This window comes from Marseilla massiliensis (assembly GCF_016899955.1).
In the GTDB taxonomy this organism is placed as follows: Bacteria; Bacteroidota; Bacteroidia; order Bacteroidales; family Bacteroidaceae; genus Prevotella; species Prevotella intestinigallinarum.
On the sequence record NZ_JACJJL010000012.1, the window covers coordinates 60,277 to 83,762 of the forward strand.

Below are 23,486 nucleotides of genomic sequence, written 5' to 3' on the forward strand. Positions count from 1 at the left end.
GCATAAATTGATATTATCACTTCTGCTTGCGTTGCCGCTGTGCGCCATGGGGGCGCGTGGCGGCATCGCCCCGGCAGGCGATTTGGGTGATGAGGTAGTGGCCAAAGTGTAGGTGTTTAAAATGAGAGCCTTACGATAATGTTACAGATATTTTACTAAAATAACATGAAGAAATTATTATCGTTGTTTTATCTTACCGTTTCCTTGCTAATGTCTGTACAAGCAAAAGGCATCGTTGGCAAGTGGTATTGCACCAATGCATATCTTGACAGCTTGGGGCTGGCTTATTATTATGGTGATTTGGATGGATATTGCAAGTTTGATAATGACGGTATGTTCACTGTTCGAATTAGCGGTGAGATGGTGTCTAGACGCTCAAGCGAGGCAAGTGCTGTTGGTGCGCTGAAAGCTCCAAAGTGGATGCGGTATAAATCGAAATACCAGACTTTGTTGATAAAGGTGAAAGGAACTTACAGGTTTGATGGCAGTACAATAACAACTGTTGTTGACACTGCTGACGTTCATGTATATATTAATACAGGGCTGGAATATCCGGAAGATCCTGATGCGGGCGCAAGCAGGGCTGAGTTTTATTGGAAGAACACCGAGAGGAATCTGTTTGATAAAGCAGAGAGGCATGCTGCCATTCAGGCTCAAATGATAAGGCGTGAAAAGATGGGGCTATGGACATGGAACAATCTGCCTGTGACGTTAGGAAACGGTGTAATGCAGGTAGGAGACTTAATGCGATTCACCAGAAAAAAGGAGAGGGGCTTTGGTATGGGTGAAGGCTCTGAAGTTGCCGGGCCACACCGTTACTCCACAAAAGAGGTATATGCTTCATCCCGCAGTGCACTGAAGATTCTAGATGATATTGGGAGTTCTGAAAAAGACAGAGCTTGGGCGGTGAAAATCCTAGAAAAGACAGTCGAAAAGGATTCGAGTGCATATTGGATGTTTCATCTTGGGGTGGCTTATGTCTTTGATAATTCAGTAAAACGTGATACAGCGAAGGCCGTAATGCTGTTGAGGAAAGCCGGGCAGACAGGATACGGCAAGGCATATAAAGTTCTTGGCGATATGTACAAGGACGGAAAAGGTGGCGTTTGTCAGGATGTCAGCAAAGCATATTATTATTACAGTCTAGGAGCGGATGTGCATGACAAGAACTGTATGTATTATAAGGGCTATATGCTGACTAAGGGTATTGGTTGCCGACAGAGCTACAGCGATGCCGTGCTTGCATTTTTGCCTGCCGCCAATTGGCCTGATGCAGAATCGCTATATATGCTCGGCGTGTTCCTACGTAACGGGTATGGCGTAGCAAAAGACTCATTGCTGGCAGTTAACAGCCTTCAGCGTGCTGCGCGCATGCATTGCCCTGAGGCTTCCGAGGAGTTGATGCGTCCGCACGAGGAGACGTACATGCACGATGTCTATGCCAATGCCCCCGGGTATTCTTACATCCCCGACAGCCTTCCCGACGTACGCCCTTCTGCAGTGGCCGTTGACTTGCCGGCCGGTGATTATCGGGGTTTCATCGCCACCTACGACTGGAGCGGCAAGTACATCCTTGATGAGCGCCCGTTTGCAATGACGTTAAACGGCGTGACTGGCGGCGGACTTTCTGGAACGTTGACGGTAGGTGACGAGTCGGCCAAGTTCTGCGGTACACTTTCCGGGGGCCGCCTGGTGTTCACCGAAGGTGGGCTGACCATGCCCGACCGCTATGTCCGCGGCGGCAAGCAGTATTACTACTTTGGCGACATGGCGCTCGAAGCCTGTGGCGGCAAGGTGCGTGGCAGGCTGAGCCTCAAGTCCCGTAGCCGGAAAGAGCCCGGCAACCCCATGTATTTCGAGCTTGTCGGCAATGCCTCCGGGGCATCGGCCGGCACGGAGTGATTGTCATTCACAAGCACCTGTATTATCTGTTGAATGTTCATTGAACCGAAAATAAAAATGCGATGAGTAGAGTTTACATTAAGGTTCTGGCCGTAGCCTTGTTTCTTGCAGCGGCGTCCGCAGGCCGTGCGAGTGGCGGTGGCGCAGGCTTGGCCGACAGCCTGCGCGGGCGTGTCGGCAACATCGGTGTGTTCAACCGCCTTTTCCCGCAGGAGAAGGCCTACCTTCACTTCGACAACACGGGCTACTTCCGCGGCGAGACGATGTGGTTCAGTGCCTACGTGGTGCGCACCGACCGCGGGCTCCTGTCGGACATGAGCCGTGTGCTCTACGTAGAGCTGCTCGACCCTACGGGCGAAGTGATAGAGACGCGCAAGGTGAGGCTTGACGGCGGGCGCGGGTCGGGTTCGATAAAGCTCGACAGGCTTCTGACGAGCGGCTTCTACGAGGTGCGTGCCTACACCCGCTACATGCTCAACTGGGATTCCGGGTGGGCCTTCTCGCGCGTCCTGCCAGTGTTCGACGCGCCCAAGGAGCCCGGCGACTACGGCCACCCGTCGATAGCCGTGCCCGACCACCGCAAGCGTCTTCCGAGCGTCAGGCAGGAGGACAGCGTTGGGCGCAGCGCTCTCAATGTCGACTTCTATCCCGAGGGCGGCCGGCTGGTGGCCGGGCTTGGGTCGCGCGTGGCCTTTGCCGTGACCGATGGCTCGGGCCGTCCGATTGACGCCGTTGGCACCCTCGTGCTTCCCGGCGGTCGCCATGTGTCGGTTCATACACTGCGCGAGGGCCGCGGCGTGTTCGACTACACGCCCTCCGCAGAGCCCGCCACGCTGCTCTTGACAGACGGTAAGGGCGCCCGCCACCGCTTCACGCTCCCCGCGGCCGATGCCGAAGGTTGCGTCATGTCGGTGGATGCCGTCGACAGCGACTACGTCTACGTGGACATCCGTCGCACGAGTGGCTTTGCCGTTCCGCTGGCCCTTGTTCTTGTCAACGGCGGCAACGTTGAGGGCAACGACATCATCGGCGGCGGAGAGCAGGCGGCCCGCCGCCGCTTCCCCAAGGCCGACATGTCGCCTGGCGTGAGCCAGCTGGCGCTTCTGCGCCCCGACGGTCGCATCGTGGCCGAGCGCATGGTGTTCGTCCATCCCCGCGGCGGTGTCGACACGGTGTCGGTGAATGCCGTTGGCGCTCTCTCTCCCTGCGGCAAGCTGAGGCTTGAGGCGCGCACTGTTCCCGGGACGACGTTCTCGGTGTCGGTGCGCGACGCAGCCGGCGATGTCAACGGCAGCGCGGGCGACGCGGCCACCTGGCTTCTGCTCACGTCAGACCTTCGCGGCTACATCCACCGCCCGGAATACTATCTCGAGTCCGACGACGAGGCCCACCGCCGCGCCGCCGACCTCCTGATGATGGTCCAGGGTTGGCGCCGCTACGACATCAGTCAGATGGACGGCACAGCCCGCTTCGAGAGGCGCCACCCCATAGAGGACGGCCTTTATCTCTACGGTGGCCTTCACCGCGTGAAGCGTAAGGACCCCCTTGGCGGGGTGCGGCTCACGGCCACTCTCTACAAACGCGACGGCAGCAACATGGGAGGCGTCGCCGTGACCGACAGCGCGGGGCGTTATGCCTTCAGGCTTCCCGACTGCGAGGGTGAGTGGGCCATGCTCCTCAACACGGCCACATCCAAAGGCAAGCCGCGCGACTACCGCGTGGCCATCGACCGCAACTTCTCGCCGGCAGCGCGTGCCCTTTCGCCGCAGGAGATGGATCGGCATGAGCATGTCGGGCGGCGGCCAAACGTACAGGCAGTGCGTGACTTTAGGATACTGGCGGGCGGACTGTCGATTGACGAGCGGGTGCACACGCTGAAGGAGGTGAAGGTGAAAGGTCGCCGCCCGTTTGACAACGCCCGCCCAGCGTGGGAGAATCAGCAGCGTGGCGCATTCAAGTCTTACCTGCGCTATGACTGCGACAAGGCGGCCGACGAGATATACGACCGCGGCGAGGAAACACCCGAGTTCATGGCGTGGCTGGCAGGCAAGAACAGTTTCTTCAGCGGTTCAACAGACTATATGGATGGTTTGAAACCAGAGTTGGAAGCAGATTTCGACGAGCAAAACAAGATAGGCGTGTCTCTTGTCACCAATGCGAAAGTGTATGTCTCTGCTGAACAAGAGCGTGGCAGTTACGATGAAAGGGCCATAGGCCATGTGCTCAACCTCCAGAACATAGGCCTGTCTTACAAGAATCGCCCTGTAGTATGGATACTCAACAACAACTTTTACTGCATATCGAGCGCCCCGGCGTCAATATCCTTGCGCGACATAAGGCACATATTCTATTGCTCTTCGGAGATGATGCCCTATTACCTTGACGAGGCCATGTCGGTGTTCATCTCTGAGGACGATGATATATGGAAGCACTATGTCCGCGTTTCCGGCCTTGAGGGCTACAGCCCGGTGACGGTATTCGTGTATTCCCACCATGTGTTTCCGCAAGGGGCTACCGGCCTGAGGCGCACGTTTTATGAAGGCTACAGCCGTGTTGAAACGTTCAGCATGCCCGACTACAGCGTTATGCCGAAGGAGGCCGACCACCGCCGCACGCTCTACTGGAACCCCGATGTGAAGGCCGACAGCCGCGGGCGTGCCACCATAGAGCTGTACAACAACTCGTCGTGCCGTAGCATAGTAGTGTCGGCGGAGGGCATGACGCCCGACGGGCGTGCCGTGGTGTACAAATGAGTTTGCGATTATGTCGAGATAAAGATGCTGCATAAGCTCTGAAACCTTCTCGCTGAAGGCAATAAGGCTTGCGTTTGATAGTTTTAGTATTAATTGTGTTGATGCCCAAATGTTTTGTGTATGAAGAAGCGAGTTGTTGTTTGTATAGTTTCCTGCCTGTCGTGTATTTTGCTAAATGCGCAGGTGGTACGTACATGTGAGTCTCGTGTGGTTGACGCCAATACCGGCGAGTCTTTGCCCATGGCCGCCGTGCGCTCCTCTGGCGGAGCGTCGACAGTTGCAAATGCCGACGGCTATTTCAAGCTGTCGGCACAATCTGCAGACAGTCTGACAGTGTCGTATGTCGGATATCGTTCTCAGACATTGCCGGTGGTCGGATTGAGTGATGTTGTGCGGCTTGTTCCCGGCAACGTGGTGATTGGGAATGTTGACGTGAGCCCGTTGGGCAAAAAGATGGATGGCATGGTTAAGGCGGCTGTGGAGCGCATGGAGGCCAACGCCGATGCGGCAAGCAACTTCTTTTACAGGCAGACGACGCGGGTGGATGGCAACATGACGAGCATGGTTGAGGCTTTCTTCAACGCCAAGTCTGCCTTCGCCGTGCGTGACTTGATGCTTATAACTGGCCGCTACTCAGACGATGAGGTGAATGGTAGCGTAAGGGGGCATTCGGCTAACCTGCTGGCCTTGTCGGAGCTTTGCATGGTGAGCAACGCCAACCGGCTTGACCTTACGGGCTTCGTCAGTCCTTTGCATTGGAACTACGCCAGGTTCTACGATTTGAGCTACAACATAATAGAGGAGGGTGGGCGCACTGTTTATGCCGTGCGCTTCACGCCAAAGGATGAATACAGCAAGTTGATGGCGTTTGATGGAACAGTTTACATGTCGCCCAGCAACAACGAGCTGTTGAGAGTTGATGGCCGGGTGCATAACGTAACGATATTGAGCAACTTCGGTGAAAGGTACGGCAAGGAAGTGAAGGCTGATGTGTGTATTTATGTTGATTATGACAGCTCGCCTGGCTTCAGCAACGTGAGGACGCTCAGGGTAGAGGCAGAATACAACAACAATGGCGCGACAGTGAACTTCTCTTCACTAATGTATAACGTGGGAAAAATGGCATTGGCCGGCGAGAAGAAAGCCCACCCGGCCACAGACCTGCGACGGCAGATAGACAGGATAGGCTATGACGCCGCCTTTTGGAAACGGACAGAGATAGTGAAGCGTACAAAGGCAGAGGAGTGGTTGGCGCTCCTGAAGAACACGGAGTCCGTAGGGCTGGGTGACGTGGCTGTTGATATGGGCCCGTCGGCAGTGTGCCGACTGAAGGGCTTCGTCAATGACATTGAGGCCTTCAACAGATTGTTCCCGCAGGAGAAAGTCTACCTGCACTTTGACAACACGGCATATTTCCGTGGCGAGACATTGTGGTTCAGCGCATATGTGGTGCGATGTGACAGGCAGAGGCTCACGGACATGAGCCGGGTGCTCTATGTTGAGCTGCTCGACCCTACGGGCGAAGTGATAGAGACGCGCAAGGTGAGGCTTGACGGCGGGCGCGGCTCCGGGTCGATAAAGCTCGACAATCTGCTCACTAGCGGCTTCTACGAGGTACGTGCATACACCCGCTACATGCTCAACTGGGATGCTGCATGGATGTTCTCGCGTGTGCTCCCAGTGTTTGACGCCCCACAAAAAGCGGGCGACTATGGGCATCCGTCTATCGATGAGGCAAGCCACCGCAAGCGCCTGCCAAGCGTCAGGCAGGAAGATAGTGTGGAGCGCATGTCGCTTAATGTCGACTTCTATCCTGAGAGCGGACGTCTTGTGGCCGGGTTGCCAACTCGTGTGGCCTTCGCCGTTACAGACAGAGACGGGCGGCCTATGGACACTGAAGGGGAGTTGTTGCTCGCCGACGGTAAGGTTGTTGCCGTGAATACATTGCGTGAGGGGCGGGGCGTGTTCGACTATACCCCGTCACAAGAACCTGCGACGCTAATATTGTCAGGCAAGGACGGTAGGAGGCGTGAGTTTGTGCTACCAGAAGCGAGCAAAGATGGCTGTGTGATGTCGGTTGACGCTACGGACGGTGATTATATTAATGTGGTGGTCAGGCGAAGCGATGGCTTTGCCGGGCCTTTGGCACTTGTGCTGGTCAGCGGCGGCAATGTTGATGCCACAGACATTATCGCCCCAACGGAGCGCACGGCCCGCCGCCGATTCTCTAAGGCCGACATGGCACCGGGCGTTAGCCAACTGGCAGTAATTTCGGAGGATGGGCATGTCGTGGCCGAGCGCATGGCATTCGTTTATCCACGGCAGGGCCTGGATAGCATATACATGAAGGCGGAAGGTGCGCTGTCGCCTTTCGGCAAGTTGACAATCGACATGATGACGCAGCCCGGGGCGACGTTCTCGGTGTCGGTGCGCGACGCGGCCGGCGATGTCAACGGCAGCGCGGGCGACGCGGCCACCTGGCTTCTGCTCACGTCAGACCTTCGCGGCTACATCCACCGCCCGGAATACTATCTCGAGTCCGACGACGAGGCCCACCGCCGCGCCGCCGACCTCCTGATGATGGTCCAGGGTTGGCGCCGCTACGACATCAGTCAGATGGACGGCACGGCCCGTTTCGAGAGGCGCCACCCCATAGAGGACGGACTCTATCTCAGCGGCAGGTTGTATCATTCGAAAACGCATGGCGGCGTGAACGGGGCGGAGCTTACGGCAACGCTCTATAACCGGGCAGGTGACTCTATGGATGGTACTGCCAGGACAGACTCGGCCGGAGACTACGTGTTCAGGCTTCCCGACTGCGACGGCGAGTGGACCCTGTTGATGAACGCGAAATATAATGGCGAGTCATCCGGGTGTCGTATAGGCATAGACCGGAATTTCTCGCCGTCGGCCCGATTGTTGTCACCGTTGGAGACTATGCGCTCTGAGGCATATTCGCTGGGGCTGTTGACGTCCATTCCAGGCTTTATGGACTCCTCGCTGGTAAGCCTGCCAATGGATGAGCGCACGCACATATTGAGGACTGTGGAGGTGGAAGGCAAACGGTTGTTTGAGGATGCCCGTGCCGCTTGGGAGAATGAGCAGCGAGGTGCATTCTGGTCTAACATCAGGTATGACTGTGGCAAGGCAGCCGACGAAATCTATGACCGAGGTGGAGAGATGCCCACGGTATTTGAGTGGCTGGCCGGAAAAAACAGTTTCTTTGCTGGGTCGGTCAGTGATATGGAGGGTATCACAACAGATGTCCCTGACTCATTGGAAAACGACCACGACCGTCGGGTGCGTGAAAAAAGTAAGAACTGGATCCCGTCTTCTTTGCTCCTTGACAATATCTCCGACCGCAGGCCCGGCGACGCAATATATTTTCAGGGAGATCGGTTTATAAAGGGGCCCAAGTACGTGGAACTGTTCTATAAGGAGAGAGACCTTGGGCATCAGCTTTTTGCGCAGACAAGTGGGCTGTCATATAAGAACAGGCCTGTGGTATGGATACTCAACAACGCGTTTTATACGGTGACGCAAACGTCAAAGTCTCTTGTCTATGAGGATTTCGACGTGGAGAATATTAATAGTCTTAACCACGAGATAATGCCTCAGTCACTTGAAGACTTCAAGTCTGTGTATATATCAGAAGATGACAATGTATGGAGGAAATACATCACGATACGTGACTTTGGCCGTCATTCGCCAGTGACGGTCTTTCTGTACAGCCGACATACGTTTCCAGTTAAGCACAAGGGGCAGCGTTGCACGTATTTTGAAGGCTACAGCCGTGTTGAAACGTTCAGCATGCCCGACTACAGCGTTATGCCGAAGGAGGCCGACCACCGCCGCACGCTCTACTGGAACCCCGATGTGAAGGCCGACAGCAGCGGGCGTGCCACCATAGAGTTGTACAACAACTCGTCGTGCCGTAGCATAGTAGTGTCGGCGGAGGGCATGACGCCCGACGGGCGTGCCGTGGTGTACAAATGAGTTTGCGATTATGTCGAGATTTGGATATATAGTTTCATTCGTCTGTTGTGCTCTTGTATTGGGCGCATCTGTGTTCACCGTCTGTGCAGAGTTTCCTGACGCGATGATAGAGCCTAAATGGTATGCGACGGGTGTTGCATTTATATTCGTAGGCATCGTTTGGGCTGTAGTGGGTATGGTGAGGCCATCGGTTGTTCGTTTTGAACAAGTGTGGAGTGGCTTCGAGGCAGCCTGTGTTGTCGTATGTGCTTTGCAGGCAGTGATGTACCTGATGCAGACAGCTGGGTTGATTGTGTCTTATGGCCGTTTTTCAGCGGGGAGTTTCGACAATGTAGCTGGACTGGCATCGTGCCTGGGCATAAGTCTGCCGATAGGGATGAGGTGGCTTATGGATGTTCGGCGTTCAAAGAGATTGGCGGTGATGGTATGTAAGGCGCTTTGTGTCATGGCGATAGTGGTGTCGGAATCCCGTACCGGTTTAATGTGTATAGCTGTTTGGGCTTTGCTTGAATTGCCGTGTCGTCGAGGGCAGAAAGTGATTGGAGGCGTTGCAGCAATGGCTTTGTTCATTGTGCTTGCGGTGTTTGTAAAGACAGATTCGAGTATAGGCCGGTGGTTCATAGCCGGGCGTACAATGGATTTGATAGCAGGGAGCCCGTGGCTTGGTCACGGCAGTGGTGGCTTTGATGCCCGCTATATGGACGTACAGGCTGATTGGCTGGCTGCCAACCCGGGCAGCCGGTATGCCGTGTTGGCCGACAATGTAAGGCATCCGCTCAACGAGTGGTTGCTGTTGGCCGTTGATTACGGAGTTCTTGGGGTATGTGTGGCTATAGGCGCCGTTGTCCTGACGGTTGCTTATGCCCGTAGGCATCCATCGGCAAGCAGTGGCACAGGACTTAATGTGATAGCTTGTGCGGGAGTGTTCTCATTGTTTTCATATCCGTTGCTTTATCCTTTTACGTGGCTGTTGCTCATGATGGCTGTGGTGGTTGTGTTCGGCCATGCATTGTCGCATCATGCGAGGGCGTTGTATGTAATGTTGCTGATTGTGCTTCCGGTGTGTGGAGTCGGCCTTTGCCGGAACTTGGAACTTGCACTGGAGCTGCGTGAAGTGCAAGGCAAAGCCATGCTTGGCCTTTCAGAACGCATGATGCCGAGGTATGAAAGACTTTATCAGAAACTGAAAGGCGACGCCCGCTTCCTGTACAATTATGCCGTAGAGCAATACGAGGCGGGGCGATACCGGCCTGCGTTGAACACGGCTCGCGAGTGTGGCAGCCTTGTATCATGCTATGATTTGTGCCTGCTGGAAGGCGACATCCGTAGCGCGTTGAAAGACTATGGCGGTGCCGATTCATGTTACAACCGTGCCCATTGGATGGTCCCGTCTCGTTTTGTCCCGCTTTATGAGCGGTTCAATGTTGCAATTGAGCGTGGCGACACGGTTTCGGCGCATTGTTTGGCCGGTGAGATATTGGCTAAGCCGGTTAAGGTTCGTTCTCTTGAGACAGATGAAATAATCGACGACGTAGGCAAGCGTGCTCTCGGCAGGGCTGACATAATGCAAGGGGAGTAGGAGGCTAACGGCTTTCTGCTTGTTCGGCGATGTTAATTTGCCGAGGGGTAAACAATAAATATTATTTAAGGTTTTACCGGGTAAATATAAACTCCTAAATTTGTTGACAACCAATAACTGATAAAGGTTTGGGTTGTCGGCAGGATTATAAAGAGGCAGCAATGACTTTTCTGACATCTGCCAATGACCGCGATGCCAATTCATTGTATATGCTTGGGCTTTGTAGCAGAAACGGGTATGGATTGGCAAAGGATTCTGCTGCCGCACTCTTTTGCCTTCAGCGTGCTGCGCGCATGCATTGCCCTGAGGCTTCCGAGGAGTTGATGCGTCCGCACGAGGAGATGTACATGCACGATGTCTATGCCAATGCCCCCGGGTATTCTTACACCCCCGACAGCCTTCCCGACGTACGCCCTTCTGCAGTGGCCGTTGACTTGCCGGCCGGTGATTATCGGGGTTTCATCGTCACCTACGACTGGAGCGGCAAGTACATCCTTGATGAGCGCCCGTTTGCAATGACGTTAAACGGCGTGACGGGCGGCGGACTTTCGGGAATGCTGACGGTAGGTGACGAGTCGGCCAAGTTCTGCGGTACACTTTCCAGGGGCCGCCTGGTGTTCACCGAAGGTGGCCTGACCATGCCCGACCGCTATGTCCGCGGCGGCAAGCAGTATTACTACTTTGGCGACATGGCGCTCGAAGCCTGTGGCGGCAAGGTGCGTGGCAGGCTGAGCCTCAAGTCCCGTAGCCGGAAAGAGCCCGGTAACCCCATGTATTTCGAGCTTGTCGGCAATGCTTCCGGGACATCGGCCGGCACGGAGTGATTGTCATTCACAAGCACCTGTATTGTCTGTTGAATGTTCATTGAACCGAAATAATGCGAAGATTATAGTTCATGTGTTAAAGATTTGGCGTTAACAATCACCTACTAGACAGTTGCTTGCTAACTGTTTGTCATTCAGCGGGTTGCCAAATGTGCCGTTCTTATCTGGCGGTTGCAATCAGCCTTTTCGGTTCTCTTCTGCCAATGGGATTACAGCAGCCTTGTTCTTCCCGATGCCGTCCATGGTGTCCGTAAAGTCGTGTTTCGGTGTCTTAAACCCAGAAGTTCAACGAATATATTGATGCTTTGAACAATGCTGATAGTTAAAAAATATTATTTATGTATAAAATCGTAAAGATTGCTCGCCTGTTAATTGATGTATATTAGGCAGTTTGGAAAAAAGTTAGTATCTTTGCACCCCAAAAAGGGCAAACAGCCCATATTTCAAAACGTTGACAATAATAACAATACATATAATATTTAAAAAACAACAACAATGCCTACAATTCAACAATTGGTAAGAAAAGGCAGGAATGTGCTTGCAGACAAGAGCAAGTCGCCGGCTTTGGACTCATGTCCTCAGCGCCGTGGCGTTTGCGTCCGTGTCTACACCACAACTCCCAAGAAGCCTAATTCGGCAATGCGTAAGGTTGCCCGTGTGCGTTTGACCAACCAGAAAGAAGTTAACTCCTACATCCCCGGCGAAGGGCACAACCTGCAGGAGCACTCTATCGTACTCGTTCGTGGCGGTCGTGTGAAGGACCTTCCCGGTGTTCGCTATCACATTGTGCGTGGTACGCTTGATACCGCAGGTGTAGCCAACCGAACACAGCGCCGTTCAAAGTATGGTGCAAAACGTCCTAAGGCAAAGAAATAACCGGTGCGTAACCGCTGAAGGAAAAAGGACAAAGACATTTTTTTAGATTAGTTTTGCTGGAGAATTGTTATTAAAGGTTGAGTAAATGCCCGAGAGCGGGCGTTGAAGAACAAAGAAACAGCCCCATGCAGAATAAATTTCGTTAAAAACAAAATGAGAAAAGCAAAACCAAAGAAGCGTGTGATCCTGCCGGATCCCGTTTACAATGACCAGAAGGTCTCTAAGTTTGTGAATCATCTGATGTATGACGGCAAGAAGAATACCTCATACCAGATTTTCTATCATGCACTTGATGTCGTAAAGGCAAAGATGAGCAACGAGGAGAAGTCGGCACTCGAGATTTGGAAGAGCGCCCTGGACAACATCACCCCGCAGGTGGAGGTGAAGAGCCGCCGCATCGGTGGTGCCACGTTCCAGGTGCCCACGGAAATCCGTCCCGAGCGCAAGGAGAGCATCTCCATGAAGAACATGATTGCCTTTGCACGCAAGCGCAGTGGAAAGTCGATGGCCGAGAAGCTCGCCGCAGAGATAATGGACGCTTTCAACAGTCAGGGCGGAGCCTTCAAGCGCAAGGAAGACATGCACCGTATGGCAGAGGCTAACCGCGCATTCGCTCACTTCAGATTCTAAACAATAGCATAAAGGTAAAAAGACAATGGCAAACCGCGATTTACATTTGACGCGCAACATCGGCATCATGGCGCATATTGATGCCGGAAAGACCACGACGTCGGAGCGCATCCTGTTCTACACCGGCAAGACCCACAAGATTGGTGAGGTGCATGACGGTGCCGCTACGATGGACTGGATGGCCCAGGAGCAGGAGCGTGGTATAACTATTACCTCTGCTGCTACCACCTGCAATTGGAAGTGGGGTGGCAATGAGTATAAGATCAACCTCATCGACACTCCGGGACACGTTGACTTCACCGCAGAGGTTGAGCGCTCGCTCCGTGTGCTCGACGGTGCTGTGGCCACTTATTCTGCTGCCGATGGCGTGCAGCCCCAGTCGGAGACTGTGTGGCGCCAGGCTGACAAGTATAATGTGCCGCGTATCGGTTATGTAAACAAGATGGACCGCTCTGGAGCCGATTTCTTCGAGACTGTTCAGCAGATGAAGGATATCCTCGGAGCCAATCCTGTTGTTATGCAGGTGCCTATTGGTGCTGAAGAGAACTTCAAAGGCGTTGTAGACCTGATCAAGATGAAGGCCATCCTGTGGCACGACGAGACCATGGGCGCAGAGTATTCCATCGAGGAGATACCTGCCGACCTTAAGGACGAGTGCGACGAGTGGCGCAACAAGCTCCTTGAGGCTGCTGCCGAGTATGACGAGGCCATCATGGAGAAGTATTTCGACGACCCCAACACAATCACCGAGGACGAGATCATCGCTGCCATACGCAAGGGTACTGTATCGATGGCCTGCACCCCGATGATATGCGGTTCTTCATACAAGAACAAGGGCGTTCAGCCGTTGCTCGACTATGTTTGCGCTTTCCTGCCGTCGCCCCTCGACACCGAGAACATCGTGGGCACCAATCCTGAGACAGGTGAGGAAGAGGATCGCAAGCCTTCTGAGGACGCTCCTACTGCAGCCCTCGCATTCAAGATTGCCACCGACCCCTACATGGGACGCCTCGTGTTCTTCCGCGTTTATTCCGGCAAGGTGTGCGCAGGCTCATACGTGCTGAACACACGTTCCGGCAAGAAGGAGCGCGTGAGCCGCCTGTTCCAGATGAACTCCAACAAGGAAATACCCATGGAGTCTATCGATGCCGGCGACATTGGTGCAGGAGTTGGATTCAAGGACATACGTACAGGCGACACCTTGTGCGAAGAGGCTCACCCCATCGTGCTGGAGTCTATGACCTTCCCCGACACTGTGATATCCATCGCAGTGGAGCCCAAGAGCCAGGCAGACATCGCCAAGCTCGACAACGGCCTTGCCAAGCTGGCCGAGGAGGATCCTACGTTCACCGTGCGTACCGACGAGCAGAGTGGCCAGACCATCATCTCGGGTATGGGTGAGCTTCACCTCGACATCATCATCGACCGTCTGAAGCGTGAGTTCAAGGTAGAGTGCAACCAGGGTAAGCCCCAGGTTAACTACAAGGAAGCCATCACCAAGACTGTCAACCTGCGTGAGGTTTACAAGAAGCAGAGCGGCGGTCGTGGTAAGTTTGCCGATATCATTGTCAACATCGGCCCGGTAGACGAGGACTTCAAGGAGGGCGGATTGCAGTTCGTCAACGAGGTTAAGGGTGGTAATATTCCCAAGGAATTCATCCCCTCGGTGCAGAAGGGCTTCGAGAACGCCATGAAGAACGGTGTGCTTGGCGGCTATCCGATGGACAGCATGAAGGTGACGCTGCTCGACGGTTCGTTCCACCCGGTAGACTCAGACCAGCTTTCGTTTGAGCTCGCAGCAATCAATGCCTACAAGAATGGTTGCGTAAAGGCAGGCCCTGTGCTCATGGAGCCCATCATGAAGCTCGAGGTAATCACTCCCGAGGAGAACATGGGTGACGTGATCGGCGACCTCAACAAGCGCCGTGGCCAGGTTGAAGGCATGGACGAGGCTCGCAGTGGCGCACGCGTGGTAAAGGCAATGGTGCCCCTGTCAGAGATGTTCGGATACGTGACAGCTCTGCGTACCATCACCTCCGGTCGCGCAACCAGCTCGATGGAGTACGACCATCATGCGCCTCTCTCAAGCTCTATTGCAAAGGCTGTGCTTGAAGAAGTGAAGGGACGCGCCGACCTGGTGTAATTATATAGACATAACTGAGAGTGCAGGGCTGTTTAGCGAATGACTCTTAAGCAGCTCGGCACTCTCACTACACAAACATAACAAACAAACAATAATGAGTCAGAAAATCAGAATCAAGCTGAAGTCGTACGACCACAAGCTCGTAGACAAGTCAGCAGAGAAAATTGTGAAGGCAGTAAAGGCCACAGGGGCAATCATCAGCGGCCCTATTCCATTGCCTACCCACAAGCGCATTTACACTGTCAACCGCAGTACGTTCGTTAACAAGAAGTCACGCGAGCAGTTCCAGCTCTCAGACTACAAGCGTCTGATTGACATCTACAGCTCTACTGCAAAGACTGTTGACGCGTTGATGAAGCTGGAGTTGCCCAGCGGTGTTGAGGTAGAAATCAAAGTATAGTACTGTTTTAATATTAAATTGAAATGCCAGGATTAATTGGAAGAAAAATCGGAATGACATCCGTTTTCAGTGCCGACGGCAAGAATGTGCCGTGCACTGTTATCGAAGCTGGTCCTTGTGTTGTTACTCAAGTGAAGACCGTTGAGAAAGACGGTTACAAGGCTGTTCAGTTGGGCTTCGCCGAGGCAAAGGAGAAGAATACCTCCAAGCCTATGATGGGCGTGTTCAAGAAGGCCGGTACAACACCTAAGCGCCACTTGGCCGAGTTCAAGTTTGACGAGGAGTATAACCTCGGTGACACCATTACGGTTGACATCTTCAACGACGTACAGTTCGTTGATGTTGTCGGGACATCAAAGGGTAAAGGTTTCCAGGGCGTAATCAAGCGCCACGGCTTTGGCGGTGTAGGCCAGAGCACCCACGGTCAGGACGACCGCGCCCGCAAGCCGGGTTCTATCGGAGCCTGCTCTTATCCCGCAAAGGTGTTCAAGGGCTTGCGCATGGCCGGACACATGGGTAACGAGAGGGTGACCACCCAGAATCTGAGAGTTTTGAAAGTGATACCGGAACATAACCTTATCCTTGTAAAGGGTAGTGTTGCTGGTTATAATGGTTCAACCGTATTAATTGAGAAATAATGGAAATTAACGTATTAAATATCAATGGCCAGGAGACCGGGAGAAAGGTTACGTTAAACGAGGGCATCTTCGGAATTGAACCTAATGACCATGTCATTTATCTGGATGTGAAGCAATATCTTGCCAACCAGCGCCAGGGCACGGCCAAGTCAAAGGAGAGGAGCGAGGTTTCCGGCTCAACCCGCAAGCTCGGTCGCCAGAAAGGTGGCGGCGGTGCACGTCGTGGTGACATCAACTCTCCGCTGCTCGTTGGTGGTGGTCGTGTGTTCGGTCCGAAGCCCCGTGACTACGGTTTCAAGCTGAATAAAAAAGTAAAGAATCTTGCTCGCAAGAGTGCTCTGTCTTACAAGGCACAAGAGAATGCAATATTGGTAGTAGAGGATTTCCAAATGGAAGCCCCTAAGACTAAAGAGTTTATAAATATTGCTAAAAATCTCAAAGTTGACGGTAAGAAAGCCCTTTATCTTTTGCCGGATGTGAATAAAAACGTATATTTGTCAGCTCGCAACTTGCAGCGCGTCGAAGTTATGCTTGCCGCATCACTCAATACGTATAAAGTTTTGAACGCAGATGTGCTGGTTATCACCGAGAATTCGCTCAAGGAGATTGACGGTATCTTAAACAAATAAAGGAGACAACGGAATATGGCATTTATTATAAAACCTTTGGTCACTGAGAAGATGACCAAGATTACAGACAAGTCTTCTGTGGATAGAACTTATACTCCGAAGGCGGGCAAGAACAAGGGCCAGCAGGTGACCAAGAAGGCCACCCCCAAGTATGGCTTCATCGTTAAGCCTGAGGCCAGCAAGATTGACATACAGAAAGAAATCGAGGCCCTGTATAACGTTACCGTAATTGGCGTGAACACAATGCGCTATTCAGGTAAGCGTTCTGCACGTTATACGAAGGCTGGTCTTGTGAAAGGCCAGCGCAATGCGTATAAGAAGGCAATCGTCACTCTGAAGGAGGGTGATACCATAGATTTTTATAGCAATATACAATAATACAAATGGCAGTACGTAAGTTTAAACCGGTTACTCCGGGTCAAAGACACAAGATTATTGGCACGTTCGAGGAAATTACTGCATCCGTGCCAGAGAAGTCTCTCGTTTACGGTAAGCGTTCTACCGGCGGTCGAAACAACACCGGTAAGATGACCATGCGCTACAGAGGTGGCGGTCACAAGAGGAAGTTCCGTTTCATCGACTTCAAGCGGGAGAAGGATGGTGTTCCAGCAGTTGTAAAGACAATAGAGTACGATCCGAACCGCTCGGCTCGCATCGCCCTGTTGTACTACGCTGATGGTGAAAAGCGTTATATTATTGCTCCTAATGGACTGCAAGTCGGAACGACAGTGATGTCGGGTGCAGAGGCAGCGCCAGAGATTGGCAACTGTCTCCCGCTCGCAAACATTCCTGTGGGTACTGTGATCCACAACATCGAGCTTCGCCCTGGCCAGGGTGCCCTGCTCGTGCGTTCCGCAGGAAATTTCGCTCAGTTGACTTCACGTGATGGCAGCTACTGCGTAGTTAAGCTGCCTTCTGGCGAGACTCGCCTGATTCTTAGCGCTTGCAAGGCTACTGTGGGTAGCGTCGGCAATTCTGACCACGCCCTCGAGCAGTCTGGCAAGGCAGGCCGCTCTCGCTGGCTTGGCCGTCGTCCTCACAACCGTGGTGTTGTGATGAATCCTCATGATCACCCGATGGGTGGTGGTGAAGGCCGTCAGTCAGGAGGACACCCGCGCTCACGCAAGGGCTTGTATGCTAAGGGTCTTAAGACACGCTCGCCCAAGAAGCTTTCTAATAAGTACATTATCGAAAGAGCCAATAAGAAGTAATCACGTTAACTAAGTGTAAATTATGAGTCGTTCATTAAAAAAAGGTCCGTATATCAACGTTGCACTCGAGAAGAAGATTCTTGCCATGAACGAGAGTGGCAAGAAGAGTGTCGTTAAGACGTGGGCCAGGGCTTCAATGATTTCCCCCGATTTCGTGGGGCATACCGTTGCAGTCCACAACGGAAATAAATTCATTCCTGTTTACATTACCGAGAACATGGTTGGCCACAAGCTGGGCGAATTCTCACCCACACGTCGCTTCGGTGGTCATGCTGGTAATAAGAAATAGCAGGTTATCCACAAGAAAATAAAAGAAAACAATAATGGGAGCAAGAAAACATATTAAGGCTGAAGAAAGAAAGGCAGCCCTTAAAACACAGTATTTTGCAAAGCTGAAAGGCGTTCCCTCCTCTCCCCGCAAGATGCGCTACGTGGTAGACCTTGTGCGTGGCATGGAGGTTAACCGCGCCTTAGGCGTACTCAGGTTCACCAAGAAGGCCGCAGCTGCTGACGTTGAGAAACTTCTCCGTTCTGCCATTGCCAACTGGGAGGCCAAAAACGACCGTAAGGCTGAGGATGGTGAGCTTTTCATTACTAAGATCTTCGTTGACGAAGGTGTTACCTTGAAGCGCATGAGACCGGCACCTCAGGGCCGTGGTTACAGGATTCGCAAGCGTTCCAATCATGTGACTCTGTATGTAGACTCTAAAACTAATGATAAATAACAAGTAGAATGGGACAGAAAGTTAATCCGATAAGCAACCGTCTCGGTATAGTTAGAGGTTGGGATTCAAATTGGTTTGGAGGCAAGGACTTCGGAGACAACCTCGTGGAGGACATGAAAATCCGCAAGTACCTTAACGAGCGCCTTGCCAAGGCAAGCGTGTCTCGCATTGTCATCGAACGCACACTTAAGCTGGTGACCATTACTATTTGCACTGCCCGCCCGGGTATTGTCATTGGTAAGGGAGGACAGGATGTTGACAAGCTCAAGGAAGAGCTCAAGAAGCTTTATGACAAGGAGATTCAAATCAACATCTTTGAGGTTAAGAAACCCGAGCTCGATGCAACAATCGTAGCAAACAACATAGCCCGTCAGGTGGAGGGTAAGATTGCTTACCGCCGTGCCATCAAGATGGCCATTGCCAATACGATGCGTGCCGGAGCAGAGGGTATCAAGGTTCAGATTACCGGACGTCTTAACGGTGCAGAGATGGCACGCAAGGAGATGTACAAGGAGGGTCGCACCCCGTTGCACACATTCCGTGCCGATATCGATTTCTGCCAGGCCGAGGCCCTTACTAAGGTTGGCCTCTTAGGCATTAAGGTTTGGATTTGCCGTGGCGAGCTTTACGGCAAGCAGGATGTTTCGCCCAACTTCACGCAGGAGAAAGGCAACAGCCGCTCAAACGGTAGCAATGGTGGCAGGAAGTTCCGTAATAAGAAGAGTAAGTAATTGTTAAAAGTTAGAAGCTATCATGTTACAACCTAAGAGAGTAAAATATAGAAGACCCCAAGATGGCCGTGGCAACAAAGGCAACGCCCACAGGGGTACACAGCTGGCTTTCGGCTCTTTCGGCATCAAGACCCTTGAGGCCAAGTGGCTCGACAGCCGCCAGATAGAGGCAGCCCGTGTTGCTGTCAACCGCTACATGCAGCGTGAAGGTCAGGTTTGGATTCGCATATTCCCGGACAAACCTATCACTCGCAAGCCTGCAGATGTGCGTATGGGTAAGGGAAAGGGAGACCCCGCAGGATGGGTTGCCCCTGTAACTCCCGGTCGTATCCTCTTTGAAGTCGAGGGCGTTTCTTTTGAAGTTGCCAAGGAGGCCCTGCGCCTCGCAGCCCAGAAGTTGCCTGTAAAGACGAAGTTTGTTGTTAGACGTGATTACGATAAAAACGCTTGATTATGAAGGTTAAAGAAGTAAGAGAGTTGGAGACCAAAGACCTGGCCGAAAGATTGGAGACAGAAATTGCCAAGTACAATCAGATGAAGTTGAATCATTCAATCAGCCCGCTTGAGAATCCATCAGAGATTAAGATGACACGTCGTAACATCGCGCGCATGAAGACCATTCTGCGCGAAAGAGAACTCAACAAATAATTAGGGCCAGATGGAAAGAAATTTAAGAAAGACAAGACAGGGTGTAGTGATAAGCGCCAAGATGCAGAAGACTATCGTTATCGCATCTAAATTCAAGGAGAAGCACCCTATTTATGGTAAGTTCGTCCAGAAGACAAAGAAGTATCACGTGCATGACGAGAACAGCGAGGCCAATGTCGGCGATACCGTACTCATCATGGAGACCCGTCCTCTGAGCAAGACGAAGAGATGGAGATTAGTTCAAATAGTAGAAAAAGCTAAGTAATTATGATACAGGCAGAAACAAGACTTACAGTGTGTGACAATAGCGGTGCCCGTGAAGCTCTTTGCATCCGCGTGCTCGGTGGAACTGGCCGCCGTTATGCCAGTGTGGGCGACGTTATCGTTGTAGCTGTCAAGAATGTCATTCCTTCAAGTGAACTGAAAAAGGGTGCAGTATCTAAGGCTTTGGTAGTACGCACAAAGAAAGAGATTCGTCGTGCAGACGGGTCATACATCCGCTTCGACGACAATGCTTGTGTGTTGCTCAACAATGCAGGCGAAATCCGCGGAAGCCGTATCTTTGGCCCTGTAGCCCGCGAATTGCGTGCCGTCAACATGAAAGTCGTTTCTTTGGCACCAGAGGTTCTTTAACAATAAAAATTGCGACAAGAGATGAATAAGTTTAAAATAAAGAAAAACGATATGGTGCTTGTCTTGTCGGGCAACGACAAGGATGTCAAGGGCTCTAACGGCAAGTACCCCGCTCCTCACAAGGTGCTTAAGGTGCTCGTAAAGGAGCAGCGGGCCATTGTTGAGGGCGTGAACATGGTATCAAAGAGCACGAAGCCTTCAGCAAAGCACCCTCAGGGTGGCATTATCAAGCAGGAGGCTCCGATACATATCTCAAACCTCAGCTTGGTTGACCCCAAGAGCGGTGAGCCCACTCGCGTGGCCATCAAGAGGACAGAGGATGGTAAGAAAGTCCGTATCGCAAAAAAGTCTGGGGAGGAAATTAAGTAATGAATACAGCACAACTAAAGAAAACCTATATAGAGGAGATAGCCCCTGCTCTCAAGAAGCAGTTCAGCTATTCTTCCACTATGCAGATTCCTGTATTGAAGAAGATTGTCATCAACCAGGGATTGGGAGATGCAACTCAGGACAAGAAAATCATCGAAGTGGCAGTAAACGAGATTACCGCCATCACCGGACAGAAGGCTGTAGCAACATATTCTAAGAAGGATATCGCCAACTTCAAGCTCCGCAAGAAGATGCCTATCGGTGTCATGGTTACTCTCCGCCGCGAGCGCATGTACGAGTTCCTCGAGAAGCTCGTAAGGGTGGCTCTGCCCCGTATCCGCGACTTCAAGGGCATTGACAGCAAGTTCGATGGCCGTGGCAATTACACCCTCGGAATCCAGGAGCAGATTATTTTCCCGGAGATAAACATTGATGCAGTAGATCGCCTTCAGGGTATGAACATCACTTTCGTTACCTCTGCAAAGACAGACGAAGAGGGGTATGCTCTGCTCAAGGCTTTTGGCCTGCCGTTCAAGAACGCTAAAAACGATTAAAAAGATATGGCAAAAGAATCAATGAAAGCCCGCGAGGTTAAGCGTGCCAAGCTCGTTGCCCGTTATGCAGAGAAGCGCGCTGCCCTCAAGAAAATCATTGCGACAACCGATGATGCAGCTGAGGCATACGAGGCAGCTCGCAAGTTGCAGAGCATCCCAAAGAACGCTAACCCTATCCGTTTGCACAACCGTTGCAAGATAACGGGCCGTCCGAAGGGATACATGCGCCAGTTCGGCCTCTCTCGTATACAATTCCGTGAGATGGCTTCCAAGGGCTTGATACCCGGTGTGAAGAAGGCCAGCTGGTAAATATGGCAGACTACAGATTTTAGTTTTTAATATTGTCGGGGAAGGCCCGATTAATTAAACAAACATTTATGACAGATCCAATAGCAGATTATCTGACGAGGTTGAGAAACGCAATCATGGCTCACCACCGTGTTGTTGAAGTACCGGCTTCAAACTTGAAGAAGGAAATCACCAAGATCCTCTTCGAGAAGGGTTACATCTTGAACTACAAGTTTATTGAGGATGGCCCACAGGGAACAATCAAGGTTGCCTTGAAGTATGACCCCACAACGAAGGCAAGCGCCATCAAGTGCCTTAAGAGGGTGTCGACACCGGGTTTGCGCAAGTACACCGGTTACAAGGAAATGCCGAGAGTTATTAATGGATTAGGTATAGCTATCTTATCTACATCCAAGGGTGTAATGACAGACAAGGAGGCTTCCACTCTCAAGATTGGCGGCGAGGTTCTTTGTTATGTATATTAATTGGAGGATTGAATATGTCAAGAATAGGTAAATTGCCAATTAGCATCCCTGCGGGTGTTACAGTAACCCTCAACAACGGGGTTGTCAACGTGAAGGGCCCGAAGGGCGAGCTTTCGCAGAAGGTAGACTCTTCTATAATCGTGAAGGTTGCCGATGGCCACGTGACTTTTGAGATTGACGAGAACAATCCTGTCAACTACAAGCAGAAGCAGGCGTTCCACGGCCTCTATCGTGCACTTGTCAACAACATGGTTGTAGGTGTGAGCGAGGGCTACAAGAAGGTGCTCGAGCTCGTAGGTGTTGGTTATCGTGTTTCAAACCAAGGTAACATCATAGAGTTCTCTCTCGGTTACACCCACCCCATCTTCATTCAGCTCCCCAATGAGGTGAAGGTTGAGACTAAGTCAGAAAGAAACCAGAATCCTATCGTCATTCTTGAGTCTTGCGACAAAGCGTTGCTGGGTCTTATCTGTGCAAAAATTCGTTCTTTCCGTATGCCTGAGCCTTACAAAGGAAAAGGTGTTCTGTTCCAGGGTGAAGTTATCCGCAGGAAGTCTGGCAAGACTGCTGCCGCTAAGTAACTTTAATTAATTACGATTATGACAACAAAGAAGATAGAAAGACGAATTAAGATCAAGTACAGAATTCGCAAAAAGGTATTTGGCACCGATGAGCGTCCTCGCTTGAGCGTTTTCCGCAGCAACAAGCAGATATACGCTCAGGTAATCAACGACAACGAAGGCAAGACCATCGTCGCAGCCTCTTCGTTGGGCCTTGAGGCAATGCCAAAGATTCAGCAGGCAGAGAAGGTTGGTGAGCTCATTGCAAAGAAGGCAATCGAGGCTGGTGTTACAGCAGTTGTCTTCGACCGTAATGGCTACCTCTATCATGGGCGTGTAAAGCAACTTGCTGATGCAGCGCGTAAAGGTGGACTTAATTTTTAAACGATTATGGCAATGAACAAAGTTAAAGTAAATAGTGACGTTGAGTTAAAAGACAGGTTGGTTGCTATTAACCGTGTCACCAAGGTGACAAAGGGTGGTCGCACCTTTACTTTCGCAGCCATTGTCGTTGTTGGTGACGGCAACGGCATCATCGGATGTGGCCTTGGAAAGGCTGGTGAGGTAACCGCAGCCATTGCCAAGGGCGTTGAGGCAGCCAAGAAGAACCTCGTTAAGGTGACATTGCTTAGGGGCACCATCCCTCATGAGATAGATGCACGTTTCGGTGGTGCTGATGTGTTCTTGCGTCCGGCAGCAGCCGGTACCGGTCTTGTGGCCGGAGGTGCCATGCGCGCCGTTCTTGAGAGCGTAGGCGTAAAGGACGTGCTTGCCAAGTCTAAGGGGTCTTCCAATCCCCACAACTTGGTCAAGGCAACGATTCTTGCCCTGAGCCAGCTTAGGGATGCATATACCATCGCAGGTACACGTGGCATTAGCATGGAGAAAGTATTTAGAGGATAAGGAGATTTT

General features: G+C 52.1%; 27 protein-coding genes. All 27 read left to right on the top strand.

Annotated elements, in window-relative coordinates:
- The first annotated feature begins 165 nt into the window (after window positions 1–165).
- The 27 genes from H6B30_RS08450 (at window position 166) to rpsE (ending at window position 23,477) form a co-directional block, all read left to right on the top strand.
- Window positions 166–1,902 (top strand): tetratricopeptide repeat protein, encoded by a 1,737-nt coding sequence (locus tag H6B30_RS08450; RefSeq protein ID WP_205109545.1) that lies wholly within the window; start codon window positions 166–168, stop codon window positions 1,900–1,902.
- Window positions 1,903–1,964: 62 nt separating this feature from the next.
- The gene (locus tag H6B30_RS08455) at window positions 1,965–4,655 is read left to right on the top strand and encodes a hypothetical protein (RefSeq protein ID WP_205109547.1); all 2,691 of its coding nucleotides are present in this window, start codon (window positions 1,965–1,967) and stop codon (window positions 4,653–4,655) included.
- A gap of 183 nt (window positions 4,656–4,838) precedes the next feature.
- Window positions 4,839–8,651 (top strand): carboxypeptidase-like regulatory domain-containing protein, encoded by a 3,813-nt coding sequence (locus H6B30_RS08460; RefSeq protein WP_205109549.1) that lies wholly within the window; start codon window positions 4,839–4,841, stop codon window positions 8,649–8,651.
- 445 nt (window positions 8,652–9,096) lie between these two features.
- Entirely contained in the window at window positions 9,097–10,230 is a 1,134-nt protein-coding gene (locus H6B30_RS08465) for an O-antigen ligase family protein (RefSeq protein WP_338088965.1), read from the top strand.
- A gap of 242 nt (window positions 10,231–10,472) precedes the next feature.
- Window positions 10,473–11,054, top strand: coding sequence for a hypothetical protein (locus H6B30_RS08470; protein ID WP_205109553.1), 582 nt, complete (start codon window positions 10,473–10,475; stop codon window positions 11,052–11,054).
- Between the two features lie 495 nt (window positions 11,055–11,549).
- Window positions 11,550–11,930, top strand: coding sequence for a 30S ribosomal protein S12 (gene rpsL, locus H6B30_RS08475; RefSeq protein WP_205109555.1), 381 nt, complete (start codon window positions 11,550–11,552; stop codon window positions 11,928–11,930).
- A gap of 153 nt (window positions 11,931–12,083) precedes the next feature.
- Window positions 12,084–12,560: a 30S ribosomal protein S7 gene (gene rpsG, locus H6B30_RS08480; RefSeq protein WP_205109556.1), complete on the top strand. Its 477-nt coding sequence runs from the start codon at window positions 12,084–12,086 to the stop codon at window positions 12,558–12,560.
- Between the two features lie 25 nt (window positions 12,561–12,585).
- The gene (gene fusA, locus H6B30_RS08485) at window positions 12,586–14,703 is read left to right on the top strand and encodes an elongation factor G (protein WP_205109558.1); all 2,118 of its coding nucleotides are present in this window, start codon (window positions 12,586–12,588) and stop codon (window positions 14,701–14,703) included.
- Window positions 14,704–14,797: 94 nt separating this feature from the next.
- Window positions 14,798–15,103 (top strand): 30S ribosomal protein S10, encoded by a 306-nt coding sequence (rpsJ, locus tag H6B30_RS08490; RefSeq protein ID WP_072290385.1) that lies wholly within the window; start codon window positions 14,798–14,800, stop codon window positions 15,101–15,103.
- Between the two features lie 23 nt (window positions 15,104–15,126).
- The gene (rplC, locus tag H6B30_RS08495) at window positions 15,127–15,741 is read left to right on the top strand and encodes a 50S ribosomal protein L3 (RefSeq protein ID WP_205109560.1); all 615 of its coding nucleotides are present in this window, start codon (window positions 15,127–15,129) and stop codon (window positions 15,739–15,741) included.
- A complete protein-coding gene (gene rplD / locus H6B30_RS08500) occupies window positions 15,741–16,370 on the top strand; it encodes a 50S ribosomal protein L4 (protein ID WP_205109562.1) in 630 nt (209 codons plus the stop codon). Before rplC ends, rplD begins: the two co-directional genes overlap by 1 nt.
- A 15-nt stretch (window positions 16,371–16,385) precedes the next feature.
- The gene (gene rplW, locus H6B30_RS08505; protein ID WP_205109563.1) at window positions 16,386–16,748 is read left to right on the top strand and encodes a 50S ribosomal protein L23; all 363 of its coding nucleotides are present in this window, start codon (window positions 16,386–16,388) and stop codon (window positions 16,746–16,748) included.
- A 5-nt stretch (window positions 16,749–16,753) separates the two neighbouring features.
- Window positions 16,754–17,581 carry a 50S ribosomal protein L2 gene (gene rplB / locus H6B30_RS08510; RefSeq protein ID WP_205109565.1) on the top strand — a complete coding sequence of 276 codons (828 nt, stop codon included), beginning with the start codon at window positions 16,754–16,756 and terminating at the stop codon, window positions 17,579–17,581.
- Window positions 17,582–17,603: 22 nt separating this feature from the next.
- On the top strand, window positions 17,604–17,870 hold the full coding sequence (gene rpsS, locus H6B30_RS08515) for a 30S ribosomal protein S19 (RefSeq protein WP_205109567.1): 267 nt from the start codon (window positions 17,604–17,606) through the stop codon (window positions 17,868–17,870).
- 34 nt (window positions 17,871–17,904) lie between these two features.
- Window positions 17,905–18,306: a 50S ribosomal protein L22 gene (gene rplV / locus H6B30_RS08520; RefSeq protein ID WP_205109569.1), complete on the top strand. Its 402-nt coding sequence runs from the start codon at window positions 17,905–17,907 to the stop codon at window positions 18,304–18,306.
- A gap of 8 nt (window positions 18,307–18,314) precedes the next feature.
- Complete coding sequence (gene rpsC, locus H6B30_RS08525; protein WP_205109571.1) at window positions 18,315–19,037, top strand: 30S ribosomal protein S3; 723 nt, start codon at window positions 18,315–18,317, stop codon at window positions 19,035–19,037.
- Window positions 19,038–19,059: 22 nt separating this feature from the next.
- Window positions 19,060–19,488 carry a 50S ribosomal protein L16 gene (rplP, locus tag H6B30_RS08530; protein ID WP_205109573.1) on the top strand — a complete coding sequence of 143 codons (429 nt, stop codon included), beginning with the start codon at window positions 19,060–19,062 and terminating at the stop codon, window positions 19,486–19,488.
- Between the two features lie 2 nt (window positions 19,489–19,490).
- Window positions 19,491–19,685 carry a 50S ribosomal protein L29 gene (gene rpmC, locus H6B30_RS08535; RefSeq protein ID WP_205109575.1) on the top strand — a complete coding sequence of 65 codons (195 nt, stop codon included), beginning with the start codon at window positions 19,491–19,493 and terminating at the stop codon, window positions 19,683–19,685.
- Window positions 19,686–19,695: 10 nt separating this feature from the next.
- Window positions 19,696–19,950 (top strand): 30S ribosomal protein S17, encoded by a 255-nt coding sequence (gene rpsQ, locus H6B30_RS08540; RefSeq protein WP_205109577.1) that lies wholly within the window; start codon window positions 19,696–19,698, stop codon window positions 19,948–19,950.
- Window positions 19,951–19,952: 2 nt separating this feature from the next.
- Complete coding sequence (gene rplN / locus H6B30_RS08545) at window positions 19,953–20,318, top strand: 50S ribosomal protein L14 (RefSeq protein WP_205109579.1); 366 nt, start codon at window positions 19,953–19,955, stop codon at window positions 20,316–20,318.
- A gap of 21 nt (window positions 20,319–20,339) precedes the next feature.
- Complete coding sequence (rplX, locus tag H6B30_RS08550) at window positions 20,340–20,687, top strand: 50S ribosomal protein L24 (RefSeq protein ID WP_205109580.1); 348 nt, start codon at window positions 20,340–20,342, stop codon at window positions 20,685–20,687.
- Window positions 20,687–21,241: a 50S ribosomal protein L5 gene (rplE, locus tag H6B30_RS08555; protein WP_205109582.1), complete on the top strand. Its 555-nt coding sequence runs from the start codon at window positions 20,687–20,689 to the stop codon at window positions 21,239–21,241. Before rplX ends, rplE begins: the two co-directional genes overlap by 1 nt.
- 6 nt (window positions 21,242–21,247) lie before the next feature.
- Window positions 21,248–21,550 (top strand): 30S ribosomal protein S14, encoded by a 303-nt coding sequence (gene rpsN / locus H6B30_RS08560; RefSeq protein WP_205109584.1) that lies wholly within the window; start codon window positions 21,248–21,250, stop codon window positions 21,548–21,550.
- A 68-nt stretch (window positions 21,551–21,618) separates the two neighbouring features.
- Complete coding sequence (gene rpsH / locus H6B30_RS08565) at window positions 21,619–22,014, top strand: 30S ribosomal protein S8 (RefSeq protein WP_205109586.1); 396 nt, start codon at window positions 21,619–21,621, stop codon at window positions 22,012–22,014.
- 14 nt (window positions 22,015–22,028) lie between these two features.
- Window positions 22,029–22,595 (top strand): 50S ribosomal protein L6, encoded by a 567-nt coding sequence (gene rplF, locus H6B30_RS08570; protein ID WP_205109588.1) that lies wholly within the window; start codon window positions 22,029–22,031, stop codon window positions 22,593–22,595.
- Window positions 22,596–22,613: 18 nt separating this feature from the next.
- Window positions 22,614–22,958, top strand: coding sequence for a 50S ribosomal protein L18 (gene rplR, locus H6B30_RS08575; protein WP_205109590.1), 345 nt, complete (start codon window positions 22,614–22,616; stop codon window positions 22,956–22,958).
- 6 nt (window positions 22,959–22,964) lie between these two features.
- Window positions 22,965–23,477 (top strand): 30S ribosomal protein S5, encoded by a 513-nt coding sequence (gene rpsE, locus H6B30_RS08580; RefSeq protein WP_205109592.1) that lies wholly within the window; start codon window positions 22,965–22,967, stop codon window positions 23,475–23,477.
- Window positions 23,478–23,486: the final 9 nt, after the last annotated feature.